Annotated in this window: 21 protein-coding genes; 6 read left to right on the top strand and 15 right to left on the bottom strand. The window is 69.8% G+C overall.

From position 1 onward, the window contains the following. Positions 1-13: 13 nt before the first annotated feature. The 5 genes from J3S89_RS12375 (at position 14) to ftsH (ending at position 7,128) form a co-directional block, all read left to right on the top strand. Complete coding sequence (locus J3S89_RS12375) at positions 14-1,606, top strand: MBL fold metallo-hydrolase (RefSeq protein WP_217927861.1); 1,593 nt, start codon at positions 14-16, stop codon at positions 1,604-1,606. A gap of 153 nt (positions 1,607-1,759) precedes the next feature. Then, complete coding sequence (locus J3S89_RS12370) at positions 1,760-2,995, top strand: lytic murein transglycosylase (RefSeq protein WP_217927860.1); 1,236 nt, start codon at positions 1,760-1,762, stop codon at positions 2,993-2,995. Positions 2,996-3,472: 477 nt separating this feature from the next. Next, positions 3,473-4,747 (top strand): thiolase family protein, encoded by a 1,275-nt coding sequence (locus J3S89_RS12365; RefSeq protein WP_217927859.1) that lies wholly within the window; start codon positions 3,473-3,475, stop codon positions 4,745-4,747. Positions 4,748-4,765: 18 nt separating this feature from the next. After that, a complete protein-coding gene (locus J3S89_RS12360; protein ID WP_217927858.1) occupies positions 4,766-5,185 on the top strand; it encodes a Zn-ribbon domain-containing OB-fold protein in 420 nt (139 codons plus the stop codon). A gap of 98 nt (positions 5,186-5,283) precedes the next feature. Beyond that, the gene (gene ftsH, locus J3S89_RS12355; protein WP_217927857.1) at positions 5,284-7,128 is read left to right on the top strand and encodes an ATP-dependent zinc metalloprotease FtsH; all 1,845 of its coding nucleotides are present in this window, start codon (positions 5,284-5,286) and stop codon (positions 7,126-7,128) included. A gap of 20 nt (positions 7,129-7,148) precedes the next feature. On the opposite strand, the gene atzF is transcribed toward ftsH, so the two are convergent. The 10 genes from atzF to J3S89_RS12305 form a co-directional block, all read right to left on the bottom strand. Next, on the bottom strand, positions 7,149-8,945 hold the full coding sequence (atzF, locus tag J3S89_RS12350; RefSeq protein ID WP_217927856.1) for an allophanate hydrolase: 1,797 nt from the start codon (positions 8,943-8,945) through the stop codon (positions 7,149-7,151). Continuing rightward, on the bottom strand, positions 8,942-9,754 hold the full coding sequence (locus J3S89_RS12345; RefSeq protein WP_217927855.1) for a 5-formyltetrahydrofolate cyclo-ligase: 813 nt from the start codon (positions 9,752-9,754) through the stop codon (positions 8,942-8,944). The genes atzF and J3S89_RS12345 overlap by 4 nt, the downstream gene beginning before the upstream one ends. Positions 9,755-9,758: 4 nt before the next feature. Beyond that, positions 9,759-10,166, bottom strand: coding sequence for an oxalurate catabolism protein HpxZ (hpxZ, locus tag J3S89_RS12340; protein ID WP_217927854.1), 408 nt, complete (start codon positions 10,164-10,166; stop codon positions 9,759-9,761). Then, positions 10,157-10,846 (bottom strand): cysteine hydrolase family protein, encoded by a 690-nt coding sequence (locus tag J3S89_RS12335; RefSeq protein ID WP_217927853.1) that lies wholly within the window; start codon positions 10,844-10,846, stop codon positions 10,157-10,159. Before J3S89_RS12335 ends, hpxZ begins: the two co-directional genes overlap by 10 nt. Further along, positions 10,847-12,373: an ABC transporter ATP-binding protein gene (locus J3S89_RS12330; RefSeq protein ID WP_217927852.1), complete on the bottom strand. Its 1,527-nt coding sequence runs from the start codon at positions 12,371-12,373 to the stop codon at positions 10,847-10,849. Then, positions 12,370-13,047: a biuret amidohydrolase gene (gene biuH, locus J3S89_RS12325; RefSeq protein ID WP_217927851.1), complete on the bottom strand. Its 678-nt coding sequence runs from the start codon at positions 13,045-13,047 to the stop codon at positions 12,370-12,372. The genes J3S89_RS12330 and biuH overlap by 4 nt, the downstream gene beginning before the upstream one ends. A gap of 10 nt (positions 13,048-13,057) precedes the next feature. Next, positions 13,058-13,975 (bottom strand): ABC transporter permease, encoded by a 918-nt coding sequence (locus J3S89_RS12320; protein ID WP_217927850.1) that lies wholly within the window; start codon positions 13,973-13,975, stop codon positions 13,058-13,060. Then, positions 13,972-15,069: an ABC transporter permease gene (locus tag J3S89_RS12315; protein ID WP_217927849.1), complete on the bottom strand. Its 1,098-nt coding sequence runs from the start codon at positions 15,067-15,069 to the stop codon at positions 13,972-13,974. Before J3S89_RS12315 ends, J3S89_RS12320 begins: the two co-directional genes overlap by 4 nt. A gap of 119 nt (positions 15,070-15,188) precedes the next feature. Further along, complete coding sequence (locus J3S89_RS12310; RefSeq protein WP_217927848.1) at positions 15,189-16,304, bottom strand: BMP family ABC transporter substrate-binding protein; 1,116 nt, start codon at positions 16,302-16,304, stop codon at positions 15,189-15,191. A gap of 279 nt (positions 16,305-16,583) precedes the next feature. Continuing rightward, a complete protein-coding gene (locus tag J3S89_RS12305) occupies positions 16,584-17,555 on the bottom strand; it encodes an isopenicillin N synthase family dioxygenase (protein WP_217927847.1) in 972 nt (323 codons plus the stop codon). A gap of 129 nt (positions 17,556-17,684) precedes the next feature. Between J3S89_RS12305 and J3S89_RS12300 the strand changes: the two genes are divergently transcribed. Continuing rightward, on the top strand, positions 17,685-18,392 hold the full coding sequence (locus tag J3S89_RS12300) for a GntR family transcriptional regulator (RefSeq protein ID WP_217927846.1): 708 nt from the start codon (positions 17,685-17,687) through the stop codon (positions 18,390-18,392). A 16-nt stretch (positions 18,393-18,408) separates the two neighbouring features. Here the strand turns inward: J3S89_RS12300 and J3S89_RS12295 are convergent, their stop codons facing one another. The 5 genes from J3S89_RS12295 to J3S89_RS12275 all read right to left on the bottom strand — a co-directional run bounded on the left by J3S89_RS12295 (position 18,409) and on the right by J3S89_RS12275 (position 26,573). Further along, positions 18,409-19,935: an efflux transporter outer membrane subunit gene (locus J3S89_RS12295; protein WP_217927845.1), complete on the bottom strand. Its 1,527-nt coding sequence runs from the start codon at positions 19,933-19,935 to the stop codon at positions 18,409-18,411. Next, positions 19,925-23,056: an efflux RND transporter permease subunit gene (locus J3S89_RS12290; RefSeq protein ID WP_217927844.1), complete on the bottom strand. Its 3,132-nt coding sequence runs from the start codon at positions 23,054-23,056 to the stop codon at positions 19,925-19,927. Before J3S89_RS12290 ends, J3S89_RS12295 begins: the two co-directional genes overlap by 11 nt. Before the next feature lie 9 nt (positions 23,057-23,065). Then, positions 23,066-24,280, bottom strand: coding sequence for an efflux RND transporter periplasmic adaptor subunit (locus J3S89_RS12285; RefSeq protein ID WP_420801296.1), 1,215 nt, complete (start codon positions 24,278-24,280; stop codon positions 23,066-23,068). 161 nt (positions 24,281-24,441) lie between these two features. After that, complete coding sequence (locus tag J3S89_RS12280) at positions 24,442-25,851, bottom strand: ATP-binding protein (protein ID WP_217927842.1); 1,410 nt, start codon at positions 25,849-25,851, stop codon at positions 24,442-24,444. Further along, on the bottom strand, positions 25,848-26,573 hold the full coding sequence (locus J3S89_RS12275) for a response regulator (protein WP_217927841.1): 726 nt from the start codon (positions 26,571-26,573) through the stop codon (positions 25,848-25,850). The genes J3S89_RS12280 and J3S89_RS12275 overlap by 4 nt, the downstream gene beginning before the upstream one ends. Between the last annotated feature and the right edge of the window lie 31 nt (positions 26,574-26,604).

The raw sequence follows: 26,604 nt of genomic DNA, 5'->3' as shown, positions 1-26,604 counted from the left end.
CGGGGGTGGACCCATGGCGAAACGGCAGACCGCCTCGAAACCCCGCCGGCTCACGGTGCGGATGTATCGCGACATTCTCGGCGACTGTTTCCTGATCCGTGCGCCGAAGGGCGACGGCACGGCCAACATCCTGATCGACTGCGGCATTCTCCAGGGCATGCCCGGCGCCGCCGACCGCGCCGTGCGCATCATGAAGAACATCGAGGCGGAGACTGGCGGGCGGCTCGACGTGCTGATCGTCACCCACGAGCATTGGGACCACCTGTCCGGCTTCGCCCAGGCCGAGGACGTCTTCGCGCGGATCGAGGTCGGCGAGCTCTGGCTCGCCTGGACCGAGGATCGGCGCGACGAACTCGCGCAGACCCTCGCCGAGGGCCGCCGCCGGGCGCTCGCCGTGGTCGAGCTCAGCCACGCGGCGGCGATGGCGATGGCGGACCACGCGTCGCCCGAGGCCGATCCGGAAGCCGAGACGATGGACGTGAAGCCGCGCAAATTCGGCTTTTCCGAACTTCTCGCCTTCTACGGCCTCTCGCCGGAGGAGGAAGAGAAGGAGGAGAGGAACCCGACCGCGCTCGCCGCCACGGGGAAGAAGAAGCGCGCCACCACCGGCTCGATCCTCGAGGCGTTGCGCGCCCATGCGAAGAGCGTGCGCTACTTCCGGCCCGGCGTCGATCCGGTGCCGGTCGCCGGGCTCGACGATCTGCGCGCCTTCGTCCTCGGCCCGCCGCGCGACGAGGCGTGGCTGAAGCGCAGCACCCCGCGCAAGGGGACGGGCGAGGTCTATCAGCTGGCCGCCGGTGGCGACGACGACCTCTTCTATCTCGCCGCGCTCGGGGCGGCCGGACTCGACGACGCGACGGAGCAGGAGCCCGACCTGGTGCTTCCCTTCGGCCGGCGCCGGCTCCTCGCCTTCGACGCGCCCGCGACCGGCGTCGACCACGAGGAACGGGAGGCGCGCCGCCGCTTCGCCGCGGTCTACGACCGGGCCGAGGACGAGTGGCGGCGGGTCGACCAGGATTGGCTGCTCGCCGGCGAACAACTGGCGCTCAAGCTCGACAACGACACCAACAACACCAGTCTCGCCATCGCCTTCGAGATCGGACGCGGCAAGGACGCGCGGGTGATGCTCTTCCCCGGAGACGCGCAGGTCGGCAACTGGCTGTCGTGGGGGGAGCTCGCGTGGACCGAAAAGGGCGAGGACGGGACCGATCGCCGCATCGGGATCGAGGACCTCCTCGCCCGCACCGTGCTCTACAAGGTCGGCCACCATTGCAGCCACAACGCGACGCCGCGCGAGCGTGGGCTCGAACTGATGACGAGCCCCGATCTGGTGGCGATGGTGCCGGTGGTCGCCTCCTTCGCCAACGACGCGGCCAAACATTGGAACATGCCGTTTCCCTCGCTGCTCGCCCGGCTCGAGGAGAAGACGGGACGGCGCGTCATCCGCGCCGATCGCAGCGTCGTCGATTTCCAGGGCATCGCCACCAAGCATGCGGATCGGCCGGCCGAACTCGACCGAAAGACCTGGGACCGCTTCCTCGAGGCGGTGCGGGAGATCTCCGACGCGGAGGGGCCGCTGGCGATCGACTACGCGCTCGAGACCTGAGGAGCCGTCTCGGTCCGGCCGAGACCATCGTCGCCGCGCCCCGCCGTTCGCCGGAGATCCGGCCGGTGTCGCCGCCGGACGCGCGTTTTCGCCCGCCCGGCCGCATGCTACCGTCGGTGACGTCCTCGCCCTCCGACTCGCCGGGTGGTTCCCTTGCGATCCCTTCGCCGTTTCTTCGCCCTCGCCGTGCTCGGCGCTTCGCTGCCCCTCCCCGCCCCGGCGCGCGCGGCCGACGCGGGCTTCGAGGCCTTCGTGGCGTCGCTGTGGCCGGAGGCCCGCGAGGCCGGCGTCTCGCGCGCGACCTTCGACCGCGAGACGCGCGGTCTCGAGCCCGACTACCGCCTGCCCGATCTCGCGCTCCCCGGGCGGCCCGCGACCGGGGCTCCGGCACAACCGGAATTCGTGCGGACGCCGGCCGACTACGTCAAGGAGACGACCATCGCGCGGCTGGCGAACGAGGGGCGCCGGCTCTCGCAGCGCCATCGCGACGTGCTCGATCGGATCGAGGCGCGCTTCGGCGTGCCGGCGACGATGGTGCTGGCGATCTGGGGCCGCGAGACCGATTTCGGCCGCTCGCCGGAGAAGTACGACGCGCTGAGGGTCGTGGCGACGCAGGCCTATGCCGGCCGTCGCAAGGACCAGTACCGTACCGAGTTCCTGCTCGCGCTGAAGATCCTCGACGAGGGCGCGGTGACGCGAAAGGACTTCCGCGCCTCCTGGGCGGGCGCGACCGGCCTCACCCAGTTCCTGCCGTCCGAATATTTCGGCCATGGCATCGATTTCGACGGCGACGGGCGCGTCGACATCTGGCACTCGGTGCCGGACGCGCTCGCCTCGGCCGCCAAGCAGCTCGCCGACAAGGGCTGGCAGGCGGGCGTCACCTGGGCCTTCGAGGTGCGCCCGCCCGCCGCGTTCGACTGCACCCTGGCGGTGCCGGAGGTGCGGCGGCCGATCGGCGCGTGGCTCGCGGCCGGCGTCGTGCCGCTCGGCGGCCGCGCGCCCTCCCCGGCGGAACGGGGAGAACCGGCGTCGCTCCTTCAGCCGGAGGGGCTCCACGGGCCGTCGTTCATGGTCACGAAGAACTATTTCGTGATCAAGGAGTACAATTTCTCCGATCTCTACGTGCTCTTCGTCGGCCATCTCGCCGACCGGATCGTGACCTCGCGGGGCTTCACGACGCCGTGGTCGGCATCGCGCCAGTTGCACACGACCTCGGTGGAGGCGATGCAGAAACACCTCGCGCGCCTCGGCTACTATCACGACAAGATCGACGGCAAGGCGGGCATGCTGACGCGCTCGGCCGTCGGCGCCTATCAGAAGGCCGCCGGCCTCCCTCTCGACTGCTGGCCGAGCGAGGCGGTGCTCTCCTCGCTCGACGCGGCGCGCTGAACGATTTCCACGCGCGGGAAGACGAAGGCGCAGGTCCACGCGCCACGGCCACACCGAACACGCGGCACGCGGACGGCGTGTGGAGGTCGTAGCGGGCTCATGACGCGTCGATCCCGGAGCGAAGACCATGGGTTGCCCCGTGGTTCGCCGGACGACTTCGCGGGGAACCTCGCCGGCGCCCCGCCCCCCGGGATCGAAGATCGCGACCCGGCCGTCGGTCACCTCCCACATTCGAAGAAATAAACTCGAACCCTCCTCTATTTACTTTCATTCCCGAGTAATCGATCGCATCGACAGGTCGTATCTGCCGCCTCGATGTCGTCGAGTGTCAAAATGACGCATCGAATTCCGTCCGCGATCACTTGAATACCGTCGGATCGATTACGATCTCGGAAGATGCGGCGGTCCCACGATCATCGGCGATCTCTCGTCCTACTCGACCGTTCGCGCCCGGTTCTCCTCAGGGAGATTTCGATCATGGCCAACAAGTTGAAAGAACGTGTCGTCATCGCCGGGGTGGGCTGCACCCGTTTCGGCGATCTTCTCGAGACTCCCGAGCTCCGTGGGCTGAGCCTGCAGGAACTCGCGGCGAACGCGGCGCGCGAAGCGCTGGAAGACGCCGGCCTCACCTCGGCCGACGTCGACGCGGTGTTCGTCGGCAATGCGATGGTTCATTCCTCGCAATTGCCCGCGACCTATTCGCAGCTCTCGAAATGGTTGGGAGGCCAATTCAAGGCCGGGGTTCACTTCGAGGCGCAATGCTCGACCACGAACGTCGGCGCGGCGATGGCCGCGATGGCGATCGCCTCGGGCGCCTACGACACCGTCCTGGTGGTCGGGGTCGAGACCACGCGCACCAAGGTCAAGGGGATGAGCCCGTGGGAGCGGGAGTCGATCTCGCATCAGACGACCTGGATGTGGACCGACATGGCGGTCAACCAAGCCTATCAGGTGCCGCAGGGCTACGACATCTTCTCGACCTACAACGGCCTCGTCGCGCTCGGCTACTGCCGGAAATACGGCGTCTCGATCGAGGACTTCGATCGGGGCATGTTCGAACTGTGCCGCACCCGCTGCCTGCACGGTTCGCTGACGCCGAAGGCCAACAGCCAGGAGACGCTCGAGGCGAAGGCCGCCCGGCACGGCTTCACCGATCCTTACGCCTTCTGGAAATCGCAGCACAATCCGTTCGTCGCGTGGCCGTCGCGGCTGATGAGCCTGGTGACGACCGCGGACGGCGCCTCGGCGATGGTCCTGACCCGGCCCGATCTGGTCCGGCAGGGCACCAAGCCGGTCGAGTTCAAGGGCTTCGGCATCTCCTATCGGGATCTGCCGTGGTACGACGAAGACCCGACCGATTGGGAGTTCGACCGTCGCTCGGTGGCGGCCGCGGTGGAAATGTCGGGGGTCGACGTCGCCGACATCGGCTATCTCCACACCCACGACTGCTCGCACATCTCGAGCCTCTGCACCGCCGAGATGATCGGCTACATCGAGCCCGGCAAGGCGCTGGACTATGCCCGCGAGGGCCGTCTGCGCTTCGACGGGGATCGGCCGATGTCGACCCACGGCGGTCGTCACGCCTTCGGTCATGCCTGGGCGGCGAGTGCCGGTTCGGACACCTACGAGGCCGTGCAGCAGATGCGCGGGACCGCCGGAGCCCGCCAGATCGCCAAGCCGCCGGTGGCGGCGATGATCCATACCCACGGCTATGCGATGATCGGCACGACCATCGTCCTCGCCGCGGCGTGACCGAGAAAGGAGACGACCATGGATACTGCGGTCCTCCAAGACTCCGCCATCCGCACCTTCTACGAGGCGCTGGGCGAGGGCAGACTCGAGGGGCGGCGTTGCCGCAAATGCGGGAAGATCACCTTCCCGCCCACCAACTGCTGTGAACACTGCGGCAGTTTCGACGTCGAATGGACGACGTTGTCGGGCAAGGGCACCCTGCTCTTCGCCACCCACAACATCACACCCGCCTGCCATCCGCGATTCGAACCGATCGCGCCCTATGTCTACGGCCATATCCGGCTCGACGAAGGGGTGATCGTCCAAGCGATCGTGCGCGGCATCGAGGCGACGCCGGAGGCGCTCGAGGCGGTCTACGACAAGGGACCGATCCCGGTGAAGGCCGCCGTCATGGAGATGCCCGATCTGCCGGTGCTGGTGTTCGAGCCGGTCGGCTGATCTGCCCCTCGCCCCCGGTGTGGTCGTGCGAGCACACCGGGGGTATGATCCGCCCGACGGGTCCACCGCCTCCGCGGCGGACCCGAACGGAGCATGCCATGGCGTCCGATCCCTCGTCTCGAAAGCACGACGTCACCCTCTGGTACGTCTTCGTCGCCGTCGTCGGCGTCATGTTGCTGCAATGGGTCCTCACCGCCACCGGGCGGATCGAGACGATCCCGTGGAGCCGGTTCGAGGAACTGGTGGCGGCCGGTTCGGTCGGCGAGGTCGAGGTGGGGTCCTCGGTTGTGCGTGGGCGGGTGAAGGATCGCCTGCCCGGCGGCGGCACCGATTTCGCCACCGTCCGCGTCGACCCGGCGCTCGCGGAGAAACTCGCGGCCAAGGGCGTCACCGTCACCGGCGTGCCCTCCGACGGCGTCTTCCAGACCGTGTTCTCCTGGGTGGCGCCGGCGCTCGTCTTCTATTTCGTCTGGGTCGTGCTGATCCGTCGCCTCGCCGACAGGCAGGGCCTCGGCGGGATGATGTCGATCGGCCGATCGCATGCCAAGGTCTTCGTGGAGACCGACACCAAGACCACCTTCGCCGACGTCGCCGGGGTCGACGAGGCCAAGTTCGAGTTGCGGGAGGTCGTCGACTTCCTGAAGGATCCCAAGAGCTACGGCCGGCTCGGGGCGCGCGTGCCCAAGGGCATTCTGCTGGTCGGCCCGCCCGGTACCGGCAAGACGCTGCTTGCGCGCGCGGTCGCCGGCGAGGCGGGCGTGCCGTTCTTCTCGATCTCCGGCTCGGAATTCGTCGAGATGTTCGTCGGCGTCGGCGCGGCGCGGGTGCGCGATCTCTTCGAGCAGGCCCGCTCCGCCGCGCCCTGCATCATCTTCATCGACGAACTCGACTCGCTCGGCCGCTCGCGCGCAGCCGGCGCCATGGGTGGGTTCGACGAGAAGGAACAGACGCTCAACCAGCTCCTCGCCGAACTCGACGGGTTCGATCCGAGCATCGGCGTGATCCTCCTCGCCGCCACCAATCGGCCGGAGATTCTCGACCCGGCGCTGCTCCGGGCCGGCCGCTTCGACCGTCAGGTGCTGGTCGATCGGCCCGACCGGGGCGGTCGCCTCGCCATCCTGAAGGTGCACGTCCGCAAGATCCGTCTCGCCGCCGACGTCGATCTCGACGCGATCGCCGGCCTTTCGACCGGCTTCACCGGCGCCGATCTCGCCAATCTGGTCAACGAGGCGGCGATCGCCGCCACCCGCCGCGACGCCGACGCGGTCGGCACCGAGGATTTCGTCGTGGCGATCGAGCGCATCGTCGCCGGCATCGAGAAGAAGAGCCGCGTGTTGAACCCGGCCGAACGGCGCCGGGTCGCGGTCCACGAGATGGGCCACGCCCTGGTCGCGGCGAGCCTACCCGGGGTCGATCCGGTCCAGAAGGTCTCGATCGTGCCACGCGGCGTCGGGGCGCTCGGCTACACGCTGCAACGGCCGACCGAGGACCGCTTCCTGCTCGCCCGCAGCGATCTCGAGAACCGTCTCGCGGTGCTGATGGGCGGTCGCGCGGCCGAGGCGATGATCTATGACGGAGACGTCTCGACCGGCGCGGCCGACGATCTCCAGCGCGCCACCGAGGTCGCGACCGAGATGGTCACCCGCTACGGCATGGCCGAGGCGATCGGCGAGCGCACCTATGCCCAGCCCGCCCAGCCGTTCCTCGGCCTGCCGCGCGACGACGTCGGCGGGGCGTCGGAGACCACCCGGCGTGAGATCGACGTCGCGGTGCGTGATCTGGTCGAGACGGCCGAGCAACGCGCGCGCGATCTCCTCGCCCGCCGCCGCGCCGATCTCGACGCCGGCGCGGCGCGGCTGATCGCCGAGGAGACGCTGACCGCCGACCAGTTTCCGCCGCTGCAACGGCGGCCGGAAGCGGACACGGCGGCGATCTCCGCCTGAGAGCCTGCCTCTCCGATCGCTCAGGCGGCCCCGGCGCGATGGGCGCGCCAGCCGCCGGTCTTGGTGATGTCGCGCGCGCCCTCGACCGCATGGGCCTCGCAGAGGAAGCCGGAGACCTCGGTGCCGTCGGCGAGGCGCACCTTGCCGATGCCGAGCGGGGCCGGGATCGCGGCGACGAACCGTCCGGCGGCGGCGGCGGGAAGCCCCCAGACCTCGATCTCGAGCCCCGGACCGGCGAAGCCGGGGGCGCGCACCAGGCCGGGCTTGGCCGGCGTCGCGCCGGGCACTTCGAACAGGCGATAATCGGGCGCGGTCCGCGTCGCCCGGAGCAGGACGCCGCCGACAGCGGTCAACTGGTGGTTGAGCGGCTCGCCGGAGAGATGGGCGCCGACCACGCCGATCGCGATCAGCCCTTCGGTCGAGGGCGCGAGCGGGGCGCCACCGAGCGGGGCGGCGGTGTCGATCCCCATGCCGCAAGGGCCGGCGCGGTGGAGGCGATCGGCGAGGACGGCGAGGCCGTCGTCGGTGAAGGCCGGGCCGATCAGGGTGACGCCCGCCGGCAGACCGTCGGCGCGGAACCCGGCCGGGATCGCGACCGCGGCGCAATCGAGCAGATTGACGAAATTGGTGTATCGGCCGAGGTTCGAATTGAGCCGGATCGGATCGGCGCGCATCGCCTGGACGGTGTAGATGGTCGGGGCGGTCGGCAGCAGCAGCACGTCGACCTTGGCCCATTCCGCGTCGGTCTTCTGCCGCAACGCCTCACGCGCATAGAGGCCACGAAAGGCGTCGACGGCGGAGAAGCGCTTCGCCCCGCCGACGATCGCCGCGACCGTCGGATCCATCGCGTCGGCGTGATCGGCATGAAAGGCCTCGATCGCCGCCAGCCGCTCGGCGACCCAGGGGCCACCGTAGAGCAGTTCGGCGCAGTCGCGGAACGGCGCGTAGTCGATCTCGACCGCCGTGCCGCCGAGGCCCTCGAGCCGCGTGATCGCCGCGTCGTAGAGCGCCTCGGTCTCGGCGTCGCCGAAGAATTCCCGCTCCGCGCCGGCGAGCACGCCGAAGCGGAAGCCCTCGGTGACGAGCGGCGCCGGCCGATGGGGCCGCGAAAAGGGATCGCGCGCGTCGAACCCTTGGATCACCCGGCGGATCGTCGTCGCGTCGGAGACCGTGCCGGCGAAGATCGAGATGCAGTCGAGGCTGCGACAGGCCGGGACGAGCCCGGTCGAGGGGACGAGACCGACCGTCGGCTTGACCCCGACGAGATTGTTGAAGGCGGCGGGCACCCGGCCCGATCCGGCGGTGTCGGTGCCGAGGGCAAAGGCGACGAGGCCGGCGGCGGTCGCCACCGCCGAGCCCGACGAGGAGCCGCCGGAGACATGGGCGGCGGAGAAGACCGAGCGCGGCGCGCCATAGGGCGAGCGGGTGCCGTTGAGGCCGGTGGCGAACTGATCGAGGTTGGTCTTGCCGACGACGAGGGCGCCCGCCGCCTTCAGCCGGGCGACGACCTCCGCGTCGGCGCCCGCCTCATAGGCGAAGGCGGGACAGGCGGCGGTCGTGGGAAGCCCGGCGACGTCGATGTTGTCCTTGACCGCGAAGGGCACGCCCCACAGCGGCTTTTCCGGATCTGGAACGGGGCCGAGCGCCCGCGCCGCTACGCGCAAGGCGTCGGCGGGGACGCGCGCGATCCAGATCGCCGGGTCGGCGGAGGCCTCGATCCGGGCGATCACCGCCTCGACCACGTCGAGCGGGGTGAAGGCGCCGGCGCGATAGCCGTCGGCGAGGGTGGCGAGATCGAGAAAGGTCGGAAGGGTCATCGCCGGGACTCATGGGACGGAGGGGAAAGAGGACGGCGCCGCGCGGCGGCGGCCTCGAGGTCGCGCCGCAGGTCGGCGAGGAAGGGAATGCCGGCATATTGATCGGGCTGGACCAGATCCCAGGCGACGCCGGTCGGGTCGGGATAGGGCGTCTTCGTCTCGATCAGGGCGCTCGGCGTGGCGATCCAGTCGAGCGGTTGATCGTGGGCCAGCATGACGATGCGCTCGTCGTCGACCACCTGGACGTCGTGCACCGTGGTGACGATCGGCGCGTGATCGGGCACCAGCCCCAATTCGCGGAAGATGCCGAGTTCGAGATCGGCGAAGCCGCCGCCCTTGCCGGTGCGCCCGCCGGCGCGGGTCACCGCCACGCAGCCGACGACGACGAAGTCCATCGGCTTCATCGCGCGGAAGTCGAGCGGGCGGCCGATCTCGACGAAGACCTCGGAGCGAGCGGCGTCCGCGAAGGCGATGCCGCGCCGGGCGAGGTCCTCCGGATCGAGCTCGACGAAGGGAAAGGGCTTCACCAGTTCCGGCACCGGGGCATAGAGGATCTTGCCGGCCTCGAGCGCGCGGCGGCGCAGCGGGATCTGGGCCGGGTCGGGGTTCGACTTGACGATCCGCGCCGCCTCCCAGGCGGGGAGCGTGGTCAGCCGCGCCGCCGCCTCTTCGGCGCCGACATAGTTCGGAATGCGGCTCCAAGGGCTGTCGACGGCGGCGCCGGAGGTCTCGAGATCGGCCCAGACGCAGCGGCGCAGCGCGTCCTTGGTCTCGTTGCGGCCCTTCCAGCGTTCGATCGGCTCGGTCATGGCGTCACCCCTCCGCCGGTTCGTCGGCGACGAGGCTGACGTGGGCGGCGACCACCTTCCAGCCGTCGGCGAAGCGCGCCCAGGTCTGCATCTGCCGCCCGACCTGCCCCGGCGCCGAGGCGCGACGGAAGAGGGTCGAGGCGGTGGCGAAGTCGCGGCCGAAGGTGGTGATCACGGTCCGGTCGAGATCGCGGGCGAGGTCGAAGGCGGGAAAAGCGGCGGAGAAGGCGACGCGGAAGGCGGCGAGCTCCTCCGGCCCGTGCTGCATGTCGGCGATGCCGTAGCGCAGGACGCGGGCGTCCGACCAGAAGAGGCGGGCGAGTTCGTCGGTGTCGTCGGCGACGAAGGCGGCCTCGTAGGCCTCGAAGATCGCCGTCACCTCGGCGAGCACCTCGGGGATGTTCACTTCCATGTCACGCCCCCGTCCTCGCGAGCGACCGCCGCCTCGAGCGCGGCGAGCGGCGCGGCCCAGCCGACGATGCCGCCTTGCGCGGTGATCATGTCGAGCGTCGCCGCCTTGAAGGCGGGGAAATAGCTCTCGGTCGCATCCTCGATCAGCAGACAGTCGTAGCCGCGATCGTTCGCCTCGCGCATCGTGGTCTGGACGCAGACCTCGGTCGTGACACCGGCGAAGATCAGGTGCGTGATGCCCTTGAGGCGCAGCACGTCGCCGAGGGCGGTGGCGTAGAAGGCGCCCTTCCCCGGCTTGTCGATGACGATCTCGCCGTCGATCGGGGCGAGCGCGTCGACGATGGCGTTGCCCGGTTCGCCACGCACCAGGATGCGGCCCATCGGGCCGGCGTCGCCGATGCGCAAGGTCGGCGCGCCGCGCTCGCGTTTGGCGGGCGGGCAGTCGCAGAGGGTGGCGTCGTGGCTCTCGCGGGTGTGGACCACGGTCCAGCCCTCGGCGCGGGCGAGGCCGATCAGACGCGCGACCGTCGGTACGATGGCGGTGAGCCGCGAGACGTCGTTGCCGAGCGTCTCGCCGAAGCCGCCGGGCTCGACGAAATCGCGCTGCATGTCGATGACGACCAGCGCGGTCTTCTCCGGTGGGAAGGCATAGGCGAAGGGTCGGGCGTCCACGGTGATCATTCAATGGCCTCCCGCCATGGCATGGCCGATCGCCGAGCGGTCGGTCGCCCCGATCGGCGCGTCGAGGGTGATGCGCCCGCCCGACATGACGGCGACGCGGTCGGAAAGCTCGAGGATCTCGTCGAGGTCCTCGGAGACGAGCAGCACCGCCGCGCCGCGATTGCGCTGCTCGAGGATCTGGGTGCGGATCTCGGCGACGGAGGCGAAGTCGAGCCCGAAACAGGGGTTGGCGACGATCAGCACGTCGACGTCGCCGGAGAGCTCGCGCGCCAACACGGCGCGCTGGACGTTGCCGCCGGAGAGGTTTTCGATCGGGGTGTCGGTGGAGGGCGTCTTGACCCGGTAGCGGGCGATCAGGTCGCGCGCCCGCGCCTTCATCGTGCCCGGCTTCAGCCACCAGCCGAGCGAGGCGATCGGCGCCTCGTCGAAGGTCCTGAGCGCGATGTTCTCGGCCACCGTCATGCGCGGCACGGCGGAGTTCCTCAAGGGTTCCTCTTGGAGTGAGAACACCTTGAGGCGGGCCATCTGGTCGCGCACCGGCTCGAAGCCGTGGCCGTGGACGAGGATGCGGCCGTCGTCGAGGTCGCGTTGGCCGGAGAGCACCTCGACCAGTTCCGACTGGCCGTTGCCGGAGACCCCGGCGATGCCGACGATCTCGCCTTCGTGGACCTTGAGGTCGATCGAGGTGATCGCAGGCAGGCCGTCGTCGTCGCTGGCGTGGAGCGCGGCGAGGTCGAGCACGACCGGCGTCGCGGTTCGCTCGACGCGGGCGGCGCGCTCGCGGATCTCGGCGTCGCCGATCATCAGGCGGGCCATCTCTTGCGTGCCGATCTCGCCGACCAGCCCGCCGCCGACGCAGCGCCCGCGCCTGAGGATCGAGACTTCGTCGGCATAGGCCGTCACCTCACGGAACTTGTGGGTGATCATCAGGATGGTCAGTTCGCCGCGCGTGGTCATGCCCTTGAGGAGGCCGAGCATTTCGTCGGCCTCGTCGGGGGTCAGCACCGAGGTCGGCTCGTCGAGGACGACGAAACGGCGATCGAGGTACAGTTGCTTGAGGATCTCGAGCTTCTGCTTCTCGCCCGCCGACAGGTTGGAGACCGGCGTATCGAGCCGGACCCGGAACGGCATGGTCGCCATGAAGGCGTCGAGGGCGGCGATCTCGCGCTTCCAGTCGATGATCTCGGGGCAATCGGGGCGAGAGACGATCAGATTCTCGGCAGCGGTGAGCGAGGGCACCAGGGTGAAGTGCTGGTAGACCATGCCGAGACGGGCCTCGGAGGCGTCGCGCGGATTGCGGATCGCCACTTCGTGGCCCTCGATCGACATCTGGCCACGGGTCGGCTGGTAGAAGCCCATCATGCATTTGACCAGCGTCGACTTGCCGGCGCCGTTCTCGCCGAGGAGCGCGTGGAGCGTTCCCGGGCGGACCCGGATCGACACGTCCTCGAGCGCGACTAGCGATCCGAAGATCTTGGTCATGCCGATGGTCTCGACGCCGATGGCGCGTCCCCCCTCCTCGCTCATCCGATCGCCTCCAGCAGCATGGTGGAGGTGGCGACGGCGCCGAAGACGCCACCCTGCATCTTGATCATGTCGATCGCGGCGAGATGGTTCTCGTATTTGGTGGCGCCGCAGCAGTCCTCGAGCAGCAGGCATTCGAAGCCGCGATCGTTGGCCTCGCGCATGGTGGTGTGGACGCAGACGTCGGTGGTGATGCCGGTCAAGACGATGTTGCGGATCCCCTTGAGGTTCAGGATCAGCTCGAGATCGGTGGCGCAGAACGAGCCCTTGCCGGGCTTGTCGATGATCGGCTCGCCCGGCAGCGGATAGACGTCCTCGATGATGTCCCAGCCCGGCTCGCCGCGCACGAGGATGCGGCCGCAGGGGCCGGCGTCACCGATGCCGGCGCCGATGCGTTGCGAGCGCCAGCGCTTGTTGGCGGGGAGATCGGCGAGGTCGGGGCGATGGCCCTCGCGGGTGTGGATCACCGTGAACTCTTTGGCGCGGAAGGCGGCCAGCACCGATTTGATCGGCTCGATCGGCGCGCGAGTCAGCGACAGGTCGTAGCCCATCGTGTCGACGTAGCCGCCGGGCCCACAGAAGTCGGTCTGCATGTCGATGATGATCAGCGCGGTGTTCTCGGGCCGGAGGTCGCCGTCGAAGGGCCAGGCGTAGGGATCGGCGGGCAGCGTGGTCATGGGTTCGGCCTCACTTGGTGATGGAGAGTTCGCCCGGCGCGCCCTTCAGCGACCGCTTCGAGGAACTCGTGGCGATCATGATGGCGAGGGTCAGGATGTGCGGGGCGGCGTTGAAGAAGTGGTAGCCCTGGGAGATGCCGACCGACTGGAGCGCCGGCCCGAGGGCACCGGCGGCGCCGAAGAGCAAAGCGGCGGCGACGCAGGCGAGCGGGTTCCAGCGCGAGAAGATGACCAGCGCCACCGCCATCAGGCCCTGGCCCGACGAGAGCCCTTCGTTCCACGAGCCGGGATAGAACAGCGACAGGAAGGCGCCGCCGACGCCGGCGAGGAAGCCGCCGACCGTCGTCGCCCAGAACCGCACTCCGTCGACCGAGACGCCCATGGCGCGCGCCGTCGCGGCGCTGTCGCCGGTCATCCGCACGACGAGGCCGATCCGCGTGTTGGCGAAGCCCCACCACAGCACGACCGCAAGGATCAGTCCGATGAAGAACAGCGGATTGATCTGCAACGCGACCTTCAACTGCGGGTCGGAGACGAGAAAGCCGAGGTCGATCGCCTGGAGCCGCGGCGCCGTCGGCTGGATGAAGCCCTTGCCGAGGAAGAAGGCGAAGCCGGTGCCGAACAGCATCAGCGCAATGCCGATGGCGATGTCGGAGACCTTGGGCAGGCGGCAGATCGCCCCGTGCAGCGCGCCGAAGAGCGAGCCGGCGAGGCCGGCGGCGAGCACCCCGACCCAGGGGCTGCCGGAGAGATAGGAGACCGCGTAGGCGCTCATGGCACCGAACACCAGCGTTCCCTCGAGGCCGAGATTGATGCGGCCGGACTTCTCGGTCAGGCACTCGCCGAGGCTGACGAAGAGGAAGGGCGTCGAGACGCGCACGGCGCCGGCGAACATGGCCACGGCCACGGTGGTCACCACGTCGGTCATCGGCGCGTCTCCGGGCTGAAGAGGGAGAGGCGCCCGTAGACGGTCTCGGACACCAGGATGAAGAGGAAGATCAGGCCCTGGAGCACCTGCACGGAGGCGTCCGGCAGGCCCATGCGACGTTGGATCAGGCCGCCCGCCGCCGCGAGACCGCCGAACAGCACGGCCACCGGCGGAATGGCGATCGGATTGTGGCGGGCGAGGAAGGAGACGAGGATGCCGGTGAAGCCGTAGCCGGCGATCAGCGAGGCATTGGCCTTGCCGGACACCGCCGCCACCTCGAAATAGCCGGCGATCCCGGCGCAAGCCCCGGCCAGCGCGCAGGTGGCGATCATCAGCTTGCCCACCGGCAGCCCCTGCGCGCGCGCCGCCCGGACGTTGCCGCCGGTGACGCGGGCGGCGAAGCCGAAGGTGGTGCGGGTCATCAGGACATGGGCGGCGATCGCCAGGACGACGCCGACGACGAGGCCCCAATGGACGTCGAGGCCGGGGATCGAGCCGACCTTGAAATCGGCGCCGATCGGCGCGGTCGAAGGCTTGTTGGGATCCGTCGGCGAGCGCAGCGGCCCCTCGACGAAGAAATTGAGAACCGCCACGGCGATGTAGAACATCAAGAGCGAGGCGATGGTCTCGTTGACGGCGCGGACGTGGCGTAGGTACCCGACGAAGCCGATCCAGAGGGCGCCGGCGAGAGCGGCGGCCGCGAACATCACGGGCATCGCGACCCAGCCGGGCATCACGCCGATCATCGGCAGGGCGACCACGGCGGCCGCGAACCCGCCGATCACCAGGGCGCCCTCGCCGCCGATGATCATGAGCCCGAGCCGGGCCGGCAGCGCCACGCAGAGCGCGGTGAAGATCAGCGGCGCGGTGCGGATCAGCGTGTTCTGCCAGGAGAACGCGGTGCCGAAGCCGCCGCGCCACAGGAGCTCGAAGAAGGTCAACGGCGATTTGCCGAGGACGAGGAGGAACAGCGAGAACAGCGCGGCGGCGGCGGCGACCGCGCCGATCGGCACGATCACCGCCTCGACGGCCGGGCCGAGCGCGGCGAGGCGCGACGGTTCAGGAGACACGGGATCGGCGGTGACGGCGCTCAAAGGGCGACCTCCCGAGGACGCGCCCGGACGAACCGGACGGAGGGGCGGTGCCCCGCCGCCGAAGCGGCGAGGCGCGCGGAACGGGGGAACGGCGCTGGCGCCCTACCCCGGTTGCGACATCATCCGGCCGAGCCGATCACGCCCTCGACGAGATAATTGGTCGTCTCCAGGAAGACGTCGTAATTGTCGACGACCTTGCCGGCGGGGACGACCACGTTGCCCTTGTTGTCCTTCAACTCGCCGGCGACATAGGGCTCGTTCGCCTTCAGATCGGCGATCGCGGCGGTCGCGGCCTTGCGCGCGGCCTCGGAGGCGGCCGGGCCGAAGGCGGTGTTCCGGACATAGTCCCTGTCGTAACCGCCGCGCTCGAAATTCGGCAGTTTTTCGCCCTTCGAGAGAAGTTCGGCAAAGTTCTTGTAGATCGTCGCCCACTTGTATTCGGCGCCGGTGATGAAGCCCTTCGGCGCCAGCGAGGCCTGTGAGGCGTTGTGGCCGCAGCACATGACGCCGCGCTTCTCGGCGGTCTCCACCACCACCTTGGGGCTGTCGACGTGGCAGGTGATCACGTCGCAACCGGCGTCGGCGAGGGCGTTGGTGGCCTCGGCCTCGCGCACGGGCAACGACCAGTCGCCGGTGAAGATCACCTGGACGGTCGCGGCCGGGTTCACCTTCCGCACGCCCATGGTGAAGGCGTTGATGTTCTGGAGCACCGAGGAGATCGGCTTGGCGGCGATGAAGCCGAGCTTGTTCGTCTTGGTCGAAAGACCGGCGGCGATGCCGTCGACGTAATGGGCCTGATGCAGATAGGCGTAGTAGGAGCCGGCGTTCGAGGGATGCTTGTCCTTCTGCCACAGGCCGATGGCGTGGCGGAACTCGACGTCGGGGTACTTCTTCGCCATCTCGATCATGTGCGGGTCGAAATAGCCGAAGGAGGTGGCGAAGATCAGCTTGGCGCCGTCGAGCTGGATCATCGATTCCATGGTCTTCTGCACGGCGATGGTCTCGGGGACGTTCTCCTCCTCGACCACGGTGACGCCCGGGACCTTCTTCAGCTCCACCGCCGCGACCGCATGCGCCTGGTTCCAGCCGAAATCGTCGCGCGGCCCGACGTAGACGATGCCGATGGTCAGACCGGCGGCGGTGGCGGTTTCGACGCCACCGACGAAGGGCGCGCCGACGAGGCTCGCCGCCGCGGACTTCAGGAGCGTACGACGGGACAGCAGAAACTTTGACATGCGAGACCCCCCTCGATGGATCGGCGGCGCGTTGTATGCAACGACGCCCTGACTGTCGAAGGTATTGGCAATCGACGTGCCAAGCGCCGAGAAGGGCGATCTCGCCACGGCATTATTCTTTTTATTTCAATCGAATGGACGGCATTCTCGATGTTTCACACGACCGGCGGAACCGGGCTTCCATCGCGTTCTTCGACCGCCTCCTGCCCTCGATCGCGCCGAATGTGGATCGAATATGACTACTTTTTAATCATTACATACAATTTGCGCAGATGCGCCTCAGCGCCCGCGCGGCGCGAGGTCGGGTGCGGGGGTCGGCGCGACGCGCGCGCCGGAGGCCGTGCGATGGGTGGCGGCGAGACGGGCGGCGAGATGGTCGCCGGCGGTGATCGGCGGGTGCTTCGGGCGCGTGCCCGGCGCGACGCAACTCGGCAGCGCCGCGACCACCACGTCGGGCGAGGGGTCGAGGAACAAGGCGACCGAGCGGCGCACCTGCCGGCGCGGCGCCACCACGCGGTGCGGCGTCGAGACGTAGACGTCGTTCGACCAGCGCATCAGGCAATCGCCGATGTTGACGACGAAACCGTCCTCGAGGATCGGCGCGGCGATCCACACCCCGTCGCGGCGGCGCACCTCGAGGCCGCCGACCGTATCGGTGGCGAGGAGCGTCAGATTGCCGTAGTCGGTGTGGACGCCGGCGCCGAGATCGGCGCTCCAGGCGTCGTCGACGGGGGGATAGCACAGCAGCCGCAGCGTCGCCATCGGCGCGTCGAAGGCATGGGCGAAGGTGTCCTCCGGGGCGCCGAGATCGATCGCGACGGCGCGATGGAGATCGAGGCCGAGGCGGAAGACGGCGGCGAACCACGCCTCCATCGTCTCGCGAAAGCCCGGAAGGTCGGGCCAGCCGTTGCGGGTCGGCCCGGCCGGCGGGTCGAAGCCGATGTTGAAGGCCTCCTTGCCGTCCGGGCGCGTCGTCGGGTCGAGCGCCTCGGTGCCCGGCGCGATCCAGCCGCGATTGCCGCCGATCCGATCGATGGCGAGCGGCGCCTTCTTCTCCTGCGGGAGCGCGAAGAAGGCCTCGGCGGCGGCGAAGACGGCCTCGCGCAGAGCGTGATCGACGCCGTGGCCGGTGATGCCGAAGAAGCCCACCTCACGGGCGGCGGCGCCGACGTCGCCGGCGATCCGGGCGAGCGCCGCCGGATCGCCGGCCGCGAGGCCGGTGACGTCGATGATGGGAATCGTGGCGTTCATGCGCGATGACCTCCGCATCGATGGACCGACGCGAGCATAACGCGTGAGACGCCGCCGGTCCCATGCGCGCGAGCATGGACGCCGTCGCGGATTCGTGCCAAAGCGCATCTGACCACGAACGGAGGACCCATGGAGCCGACGCAAGACGGCCGTCCGGCGGTCTCGTCGAGACGCCGCCGCAGGACGGGAGGCGCGACCCACACCGAGCGACTGCGCCAGGAACTGGCCGAGGACATCGCCTATGGCCGGTTGCGGCCGGGCGAGGCACTCGACGAGACGACGCTCGCGGAGCGGTTCGGCGTCTCGCGCACGCCGGTGCGCGAGGCCCTGCGCGAACTCGCCGCCTCCGGACTGGTCGAACATCGCCCGCATCGCGGCGCCGTGGTCGCCTCGCTCGACGCCGCGCGCCTCGAGGAGATGTTCGTGGTGATGGCCGAGCTCGAGGCGCTCTGCGCCGCCTGGGCGACACGGTCGATGACGGCGGCCGAGCGCACCGAGCTCGAGGCGATGCACGAGGCGGCCGGCGAGTTGGTGCGCGTCGGCGACGTCTCCGGCTATCGGGAGGTCAACGACCGCTTCCACGAATTCGTCTACGCGGCGAGCCACAACGCCTTTCTCGAGGAGACGGCGCTCGGCGTGCGCCGCCGCGTCCTCGCCTTCCGGCGCGCGCAGTTCCAGGGGCTCGGGCGGCTCGTCGTCAGCCACGCCGAACACGGCCGCGTCGTCCAGGCGATCCTGCGCGGCGACAGCGAGGCGGCGGCGCGCGAAATGCGGGCGCATCTCACCTCCTCCGGGCGGTCGTTCAGCGACCTGCACGAAGGCGCCGCGACCCCCTGAGCCACGGCCGACGCGCTCAGCGCGCCGATGCGATCGCCGGCGCGAGGCGCAGGCGCGGGCCGGTCTCCGCGTCGATCACCTCGGGCCGATCGGTCGCGACCGGGCGCACCCAGCCGCCGCCGAGGGCCTTGGCGAGGGCGATGTGGTCGGTGACGACCGCGACGCGGCTCTGGATCGCGCTGTCCTCTGCCGAATAGAGCGAGCGTTCGGCGTCGAGCACGTCGAGGAAGCTCGCCGAGCCGGATTTGTAGAGCGAGCGCGAGAGCTCGGCGGCGCGCCGGTAGGAGGCCGCCGCCGAGGCGAGCCGGCCGGAGCGCTTCTTGTCCTCGGCCGAGGCGACGAGCGCGTTCTCGACGTCCTCGAGCGCCGACAGGACGGTGGAGCGCCAGGCGAGGAGATATTCGTCGCGCACGGCGGCGGCCCCGTCGCGCGCGGCGATCAGCCGGCCGCCCTCGAAGATCGGCACGGTGACGGTCGGCCCCCACGACCAGGCGATGGTCGAGGCCTTGGCGAGATCGCCGGGACGAACGGCGGAGGTGGAGATCGATCCGGTGAGCGAGATCGAGGGATAGAGCGCCGCCTCGGAGGCGGCGAGCTTGGCTGTATATTGCGCGACCCGGCGCTCGGCGGCGCGCACGTCCGGCCGATTGCGCAGCACGTCGGCCGGCACGCCCGCCGGCAGCGCTCGGCGCGGCATCGGGATCCGGCCGCCCTTGCGCAGGGTCTCGGCGAGGGCGCCGGGCTCGCGGCCGGTCAGGACCGAGAGCCGATGCACGGTCTCGGCCTCGGCGATCACCAGAGTCGGGATGCCGGCCTCGGTGGTCGCGGCGGCGGCCTCGGCCTTGGCGGTGTCGACGGCGGAGGCCGAGCCCGCCTCGAAGCGGGTGCGGGTCAAGGCGGCGGTCTCGCGCTGGGAGCGCGCGGTGCGGCGGGCGAGATCGATGCGGGCCTGATAGCCGCGCAATTCGGCGTAGTTGGCGGCGACGTCGCCGACCAGCGTCAAGAGCACCGCGTCGAGATCGGCCGCGCCGGCCTCCACGCCGCGATCGGCCGCCTCGGCGGCGCGGGCATTGGCGCCGAAGAGATCGACCTCCCAGCCGGCATCGAGCCCGGCCTGGAAGAGACTGCCGACGACCGGCGAACCGGAGGCGACGGTCTGGCGGCGCATTCCCGAGGCCGAGCCGTCGAGGGTCGGCAGGAGCCCGGCGACCGCCTGCCGGCGCCCGGCGCGAGCTTCGCGGATCTTGGCGGCCGCCGTCTTCACGTCGAGATTGCCGTCGACGGCGGCGGCGACGAGGTCGTCGAGGAGCGGATCGCGGAGATCGCGCCACCATTCGCCGAGGACGGCGGCGGTGGTCGGCCGGGCGTGACCGGCGCCGTGCCAACGCGCCGGGAGCGTCACGTCGGTCGGCGTGACGTCGGGACCGACGGCGCAGCCGCCGAGCAGCGCGAGACCGAGGAGCGAGGCGAAGCCCGCTCCCCGCAGGGCGGCCGGGGTACGGCTCGGGGCACGCTCGTCACGACGCAGGGAATCACGGTTCATGGGCGAGAGTTCCGGCGTTGGGGCGTGACCGGCCCGGGAAGAGACGGCGAACCGCAACATAGAGGAGCGGCACGAAGAAGACACCGATGACGGTGGCGGCCATCATACCGCCGAGAACGCCGATGCCGACCGAGTTCTGCGCGCCCGAGCCCGCCCCCGAGGCGATCGCCAGCGGCGTGACGCCGAGGATGAAGGCGAGCGAGGTCATGATGATCGGGCGCAGGCGCTGACGGGCGGCGGAGAGCGTCGCCTCGACGAGCCCCTCCCCGGCCGCCTCGCGATCGATCGCGAATTCGACGATCAGGATCGCGTTCTTGGCCGACAGACCGATGGTGGTGAGGAGGCCGACCTTGAAATAGACGTCGTTGGTCTGACCGAACAGGAGCGCCGCGCCGAGCGCGCCGAAGATGCCGATCGGCACCGACAGCATCACCGCGAAGGGCACCGACCAGCTCTCGTAGAGCGCCGCCAGGGCGAGGAAGACGACGAGCGCGGAGATCGCGTAGAGCGCGCCGGCCTGATTGCCGGAGAGCTTCTCCTGGGCCGAAAGCCCGGTCCATTCGTGCGAGAAGCCCGCCGGCAGCACGCTCGCCAGCCGATCGACCGCGTCCATCGCCGTGCCGGTGGAGACGCCGGGCGCAGCGGCGCCGACGATCTCGACGGCGGGCGAACCGTTGTAGCGCTCGAGGCGCGGCGATCCGTAGGTCCAGCGCCCGGTCGCGAAGGCGGAGAAGGGCACCATCTCGCCGGTGGTGTTGCGGACGTGCCAGCGGCCGAGATCGCTCGGCTGGCTGCGGAACGGCGCGTCGGCCTGAAGATAGACCGGCTTGACGCGGCCGCGATCGATGAAGTCGTTGACGTAGTCGGAGCCCCAGGCGGTGGAGAGCGTCGTGTTGACGTCTCCGAGCGACAGGCCGAAGGCCGACGCCTTCTCCTGATCGACGTCGATCGCGTATTGGGGCGTATCCTCCTGGCCGTTGGGGCGCACCGCGATCAGGGACGGATCGCGCGCCGCGGCGGCGAGAAGCAGGTTGCGGACCTCGGTCAGGCGCTCGTGGCCGGCGCCCTCGACGTCCTTCAGATAGACGTCGAAACCGTTGGAATTGCCCATGCCCTGGATCGCCGGAGGAGCCATCGGGAAGATCATGGCGTCGCGGTCGGCGGCGAAGGCGCGGCGCGCGCGCTCCGCCACCGCGGCGGCCGAAAGCGTCTTGACGCGGCGCTCGTCGAAGGGCTTCAGGCGGATGAAGACGATGCCGACGTTCTGGCCCTGACCGCCGAAGCCGAAGCCGACAACGGCCATCACCCCGTCGACCGCGTCCTTCTCGTTGGTGCGATACCAGGTGGAGACGCGTTCCACGGCGCGGATGGTGCGGTCCTGGGTGGCGCCGGCGGGAAGTTGCACGGCGGTGAGCAGGATCCCCTGGTCCTCCTCCGGCAGGAACGAGCCGGGAAGCCGGGTGAAGAGCAGTCCGGCGCCGACGACGATCAGGAGATAGACGCCGAGAAAGGCGATCCGACGCCTCGTCACCACGCCGGCGGCGGCGTGATAGGCGTCGGTGGTGCGGGCGAAGCCGCGATTGAAGAGGCCGAACAGGCCGCGACGCTCGTGATGGGCGGCGACCGGCGTCAGGATCGTGGCGCAGAGCGCCGGCGTCAGGATCAGCGCGACCAGGACCGACAACACCATCGCCGCGACGATCGTCACCGAGAACTGGCGATAGATGACGCCGACCGAACCGCCGAAGAAGGCCATCGGCACGAACACCGCCGACAGGACCGTGGCGATGCCGATCAGGGCGCCGGTGATCTCCGACATCGAGGCGAGGGTCGCCTCGCGCGGGCCGATCCCCTTTTCCGCCATCACCCGTTCGACATTCTCGACGACGACGATGGCGTCGTCGACCAGGAGGCCGATCGCCAGCACCATCGCGAACATGGTGAGGGTGTTGATCGAATAGCCCGCCGCCGACAGCACCGCGAAGGTGCCGAGCAGCACCACCGGAACGGCGATGGTGGGGATGAGGGTCGCGCGGAGGTTCTGCAGGAACACCAGCATCACCAAGAAGACCAGCGCCACCGCCTCGACCAGCGTCTTCACCACCTCCTGGATCGACAGGCGCACGAAGGGCGTGGTGTCGTAGGGGTAGACCACCTCGACGTTGCGCGGGAAGGTCGGTTTCAGCCGCTCGATCGCCTCCTGGACCCGCGTCGAGGTGGCGATGGCGTTGGCGCCGGTGGCGAGGCTGACGGCGACGCCGGTGGCGGGCTGGCCGTTGTAGCTCGAGGTGTGGGTGTAGCTCTCGGCGCCGAGTTCGACGGTGGCGACGTCCTCGAGGCGCACCAGCGAGCCGTCGGTCTGGCTCTTCAGGATGATCGCCCTGAACTGCGCCGGCGTCTGCAGGCGCGAGCGCGCGGTCACGGTGACGTTGAGCTGCTGGCCCTTCACGGTCGGCAGGCTGCCGAGCTGGCCGGCCGAGATCTGGGTGTTCTGCGCCTTGATCGCGGTGGCGACGTCACCCGGCATCAGGGCGTATTTCGCCAGTTTGTCCGGGTCGAGCCAGATGCGCATGGCATAGCCGGCGCCGAAGATCTGGGTGTCGCCGACGCCCTCGACCCGCTTCAGCGTGTCGTTCAGCGAGGCTTCGACGTAATCGGCGAGATCGGTCGTCGTGAGCGCGCCGTCGGTGGAGACGAAGCTCACCACCATCAGGAAGCCCGAGGAGACCTTGTTGACCGAGATGCCGGTCGACTGGACCACCTGCGGCAGCTGCGAGGTGACCAGTTGCAGCTTGTTCTGCACCTGCATCTGCGCCACGTCGGGATTGGCGGCGGAGGTGAAGGTGATGGAGATCGACGCCTGACCCGTGGAGGTCGAGGTCGAGGTCATGTAGTCGAGATTGTCGAGGCCGGTCATGCCCTGCTCGATGATCTTGGTCACCGAGTTCTCGACGGTCGCCGCGTCCGCGCCGGGATAGCTCGCCGAGATCCGCACCGAGGTCGGCGCGATCTGCGGATATTGCGAGATCGAGAGGGTCTGGATCGCCAGGAGACCGGCGAGCATCACCGCGATGGCGAGAACCCAGGCGAAGACCGGACGGTCGATGAAGAAACGCGACATCCTCGATCCTCAATCCGCCACGGTGCCGGCCGGCAGCGAACCCTGATCCCGGCGGATCACCTCGCCGGTCTCGTCGTCGACGCGAACCTCCACCGCCTGGACGGCGGCGCCGGGCCGCACGCGCTGCGAGCCCTCGACCACGACGCGGTCGCCGTCGGAAAGCCCCTTCTCGACGCGCCAGCGATTGCCGACGGGGTCGCCGAGTTCGAGGATGCGGGTCACCACCTTCTCGTCGGCGCCGACGACGAGCACCGTCGCCTGCCCCTTGGGGTCGTGACCGACGGCGCGTTGCGGCACCAGGAACGTGTTCTCGGCGACGCCCTCCTCGACCACCGCGCGGACGTACATGCCGGGCAGGAGCAGGCGCTCGGGATTGGGGAAAGAGGCGCGCAGCGTGTAGGTGCCGGTGGTCTGGCTGACGTTCGCCTCGGAGAAGGCGAGCGTGCCGGCATGCGCGTAGGTCGTGCCGTTCTCGAGCTTCAGGGTGACGCGGACGTTCGCCCCGGCGAGGCGGATGGTGCCGGCGTCGATCGCGGCGCGCAGATCGAGCAGGCGTCGGCTCGACTGGGTGATGTCGACGTTGATCGGGTCGATGGTGCGGATGGTGGTGAGCACGGTCGACTGGCCGGCGGTGACGAGGGCGCCCGGGGTGAGGCTCGCCTTGTCGATGCGGCCGGCGATCGGCGCGCGGATCGTGGTGTAGTCGAGATTGATGCGGGCGGTCTCGAGCGCCGCCTCGGCGACGGCGACGTCGGCCTCGGCCTGGGCGAGCGTGGCGACGGCGTCGTCGAGGTCCTGGCGGGCGACGGCGTTCTGCTTGGCGAGCGCCTGATAGCGATCGACCTTGGAACGGGCGTTGGGCACCGAGGCGCGTGCCTTGGCGAGGGTCGCCTCGGCGCTGGCGTGGGCGGCGGCGTAGGGAGCGGGATCGATCTGGTAGAGCGGATCGCCGGCGGCGACCTCGCTGCCCTCCGTATAGAGCTGCTTCTGGAGGATGCCGCCGACCTGGGGGCGCACCTCGGCGGTCAGCGAGGCATTGGTGCGCCCCGGCAGTTCCACCATGACCGCGACGTTCTGCGGATGGACCGTCGTCACGCCGACCTCGGGACGCGCCGCGCCGGGGCCCCCGGGGGCCTGCGCCGCGGCCGGAGCGGCGGCGATCACCGCGACGAGGAGCGCCGCGCGCGAAACGGCGGACAGGATGTGCGGCGAGATGAGGGACACGGTCGACTCCGATGATTCCGTCCCCCTCGAGGGGACGGGCCGAGTGATGCACCTTCGAAGTTCCGAAAGTTCGTCGTCGGCCGTCGAATTTGTAACGAAAGATTGCTCAAGGCCGATCAGAAGCATTTCGATACAAATCACCCCCGACGAAAGGCGAGGTCTCAACGACCGTCCCGGGCGGGAAGGCGCAGTTCCGCCCTGAGGCCCCGCTCGGGGCGATTGGTCAGGACGACCTGACCGCCATGTGCCTGGACGATTCCCCGCGCGATCGCCAAGCCCAGGCCCAGGCCCCCGGTCTCGGCGTTGCGCGACGGTTCCAGCCGGACGAAGGGGCGGAACGCATCCTCGATCCGGTCGGCCGGCAGGCCGGGTCCATCGTCCTCGACGACGATCGACGGTCCCTCCCCGCCCGCGCGCAGCGCGACTCGCGCCGCGCCACCATATCTTACGGCGTTCTCCACGAGATTGCGCACCGCGCGTTTGAGGGCGACCGGGCGGCAGTCGTAGCGCACCGGGCCGGGGGTCTCGACCTCGACGGCGGCGGCGCCGAGCCGGAACTCGTCGACGACGTCCTCGACCAGACGCGCCAGATCCACGGTCTTGGTCTCCTCGTGTGAGGCCTCGGCGCGGGTGAAGGCGAGCGTCGCCTCGGTGATGGCGGTCAATTCCTCGATCGTCGCGACCATGTCGTCGCGGGCGGCCTCGTCGTCGATGAACTCGGCCTTGAGACGCAGGGTCGTCAGCGGCGTGCGCAGGTCGTGGCTGACGGCGGCGAGGAGCCGCAGCCGTTCCGACACGAAGCGGCGGAGGCGCTCCTGCATGGTGTTGAAGGCGTGGGTCGCCGCGACGATCTCGGCCGAGCCGACCTCCGGCAGGGCCGGCACCTCGTCGCCGCGTCCGAAACGCTCGGCGGCGGAGGCGAGATCGCCGAGGGCGCGGGTCTGCCGGCGCACCGCGATCACCACCACCGCGGCGATCGCCGAGGAGGAGAGCAGGAAGGAGAGGAACGCGACCCAGGCCGGCAGCGGCGGCGCCTCGATCAAGGTGCGGAACATCAGCGTGCGACCGTCCTTCAACGGCACCACCGCCTCGGCCGAATAGGAGCCGAGGTGGATCGGCGCGCGATCCTCTGCCTTGCGATCGGCATAGGGCGAGGTCGTGTTCATCCCGTCGTCGCAGGTGAAGTCGGCGAGATCGGAGCGCTGGACGGTCACCCGGGGGGGGCCGGTGAAGTCGCCGTGGAGCATGCGGCCCAGGATCTCGGTCAGGTGCCGTTCGGCCCCGTCGAGTTCGGGGTCGGACGCCGCCGGGGCGGCCTCGATCAGGCGCGCGCAGGAACTGCGAGAGCCGAAGGCGGCGACCAGGCGCCCGGCCTCCGAGGGGGGATAATGCGCCAGCAGGCGGGCGAGGGTCACGGTCTGGTTGAGGGCCTGACCATGGGCCATCGCCTCGACGATGCCGCGCTGCTCGTCGTGGATGACGAAGACGACGACGCCCTGCGCGATCGCCAGGGCGGCGACCAGAAGCGCGATCAGGCGGCCGGCGAGGCTCTTCGGCCAGATGCGGCTCATTCGATCGTCTCCACCCGGCCGGCGAACATGTAGCCGTCGCCCCAGACCGTCTTGATCAGACTCGGCTGGGCCGGATCGGGCTCGATGCGGCGGCGCAGACGGCTGACGAGATTGTCGATCGAGCGGTCGAACACCTGGGCGCTGCGGCCGACCGTGAGGTCGAGCAACTGATCGCGGGTCAGGACGATGCCGGGACGCGTCACGAAGGTGTGGAGCAGGCGGAATTCCGCCGTGCCGAGCGGCACCGCCGCTCCGGTTTCGTCGAGGAGCGTGTGCGAGGCGGGATCGAGCGTCCAGCGGTCGAAGCGCAGCAGAATCCGGCCGGAGGTGGGTTCGCTCGGGCGCGGCGCGACGGCGGCACGGCGCAGGATGGCGCGGACGCGGGCGAGCAGCTCGCGCGGATTGAACGGCTTGGTGACGTAGTCGTCGGCGCCGAGCTCGAGGCCGACGATCCGGTCGGTCTCCTCGGAGACGGCGGTGAGGAGGACGATCGGCACGTCGCTGGTCTGGCGGATCGAGCGGCACAGCGTCAATCCGTCCTCGCCCGGCATCATGATGTCGAGCACCACCAGATCGAAGGCGCCGGTGCGCATGGCGTTGCGCATGGCGACGCCGCCGTCGGCGACGGTGACGCGCATGCCGTTCTTCTCGAAGTATTTGCCGAGCAGTTCGCGGATCTCGCGGTGGTCGTCGACCACGAGGATGTGAGGGGTGCGCTCCATGGCGGTGAGTTCCGGCGCGGGGTGGAGATCT

Origin of the sequence: Pinisolibacter aquiterrae (assembly GCF_019160155.1) — a bacterium.
In the GTDB taxonomy this organism is placed as follows: Bacteria; Pseudomonadota; Alphaproteobacteria; order Rhizobiales; family Ancalomicrobiaceae; genus Pinisolibacter; species Pinisolibacter aquiterrae.
Note: the sequence above shows the minus strand (reverse complement) of the source record. Positions and strands in the feature narration are given on the sequence as shown.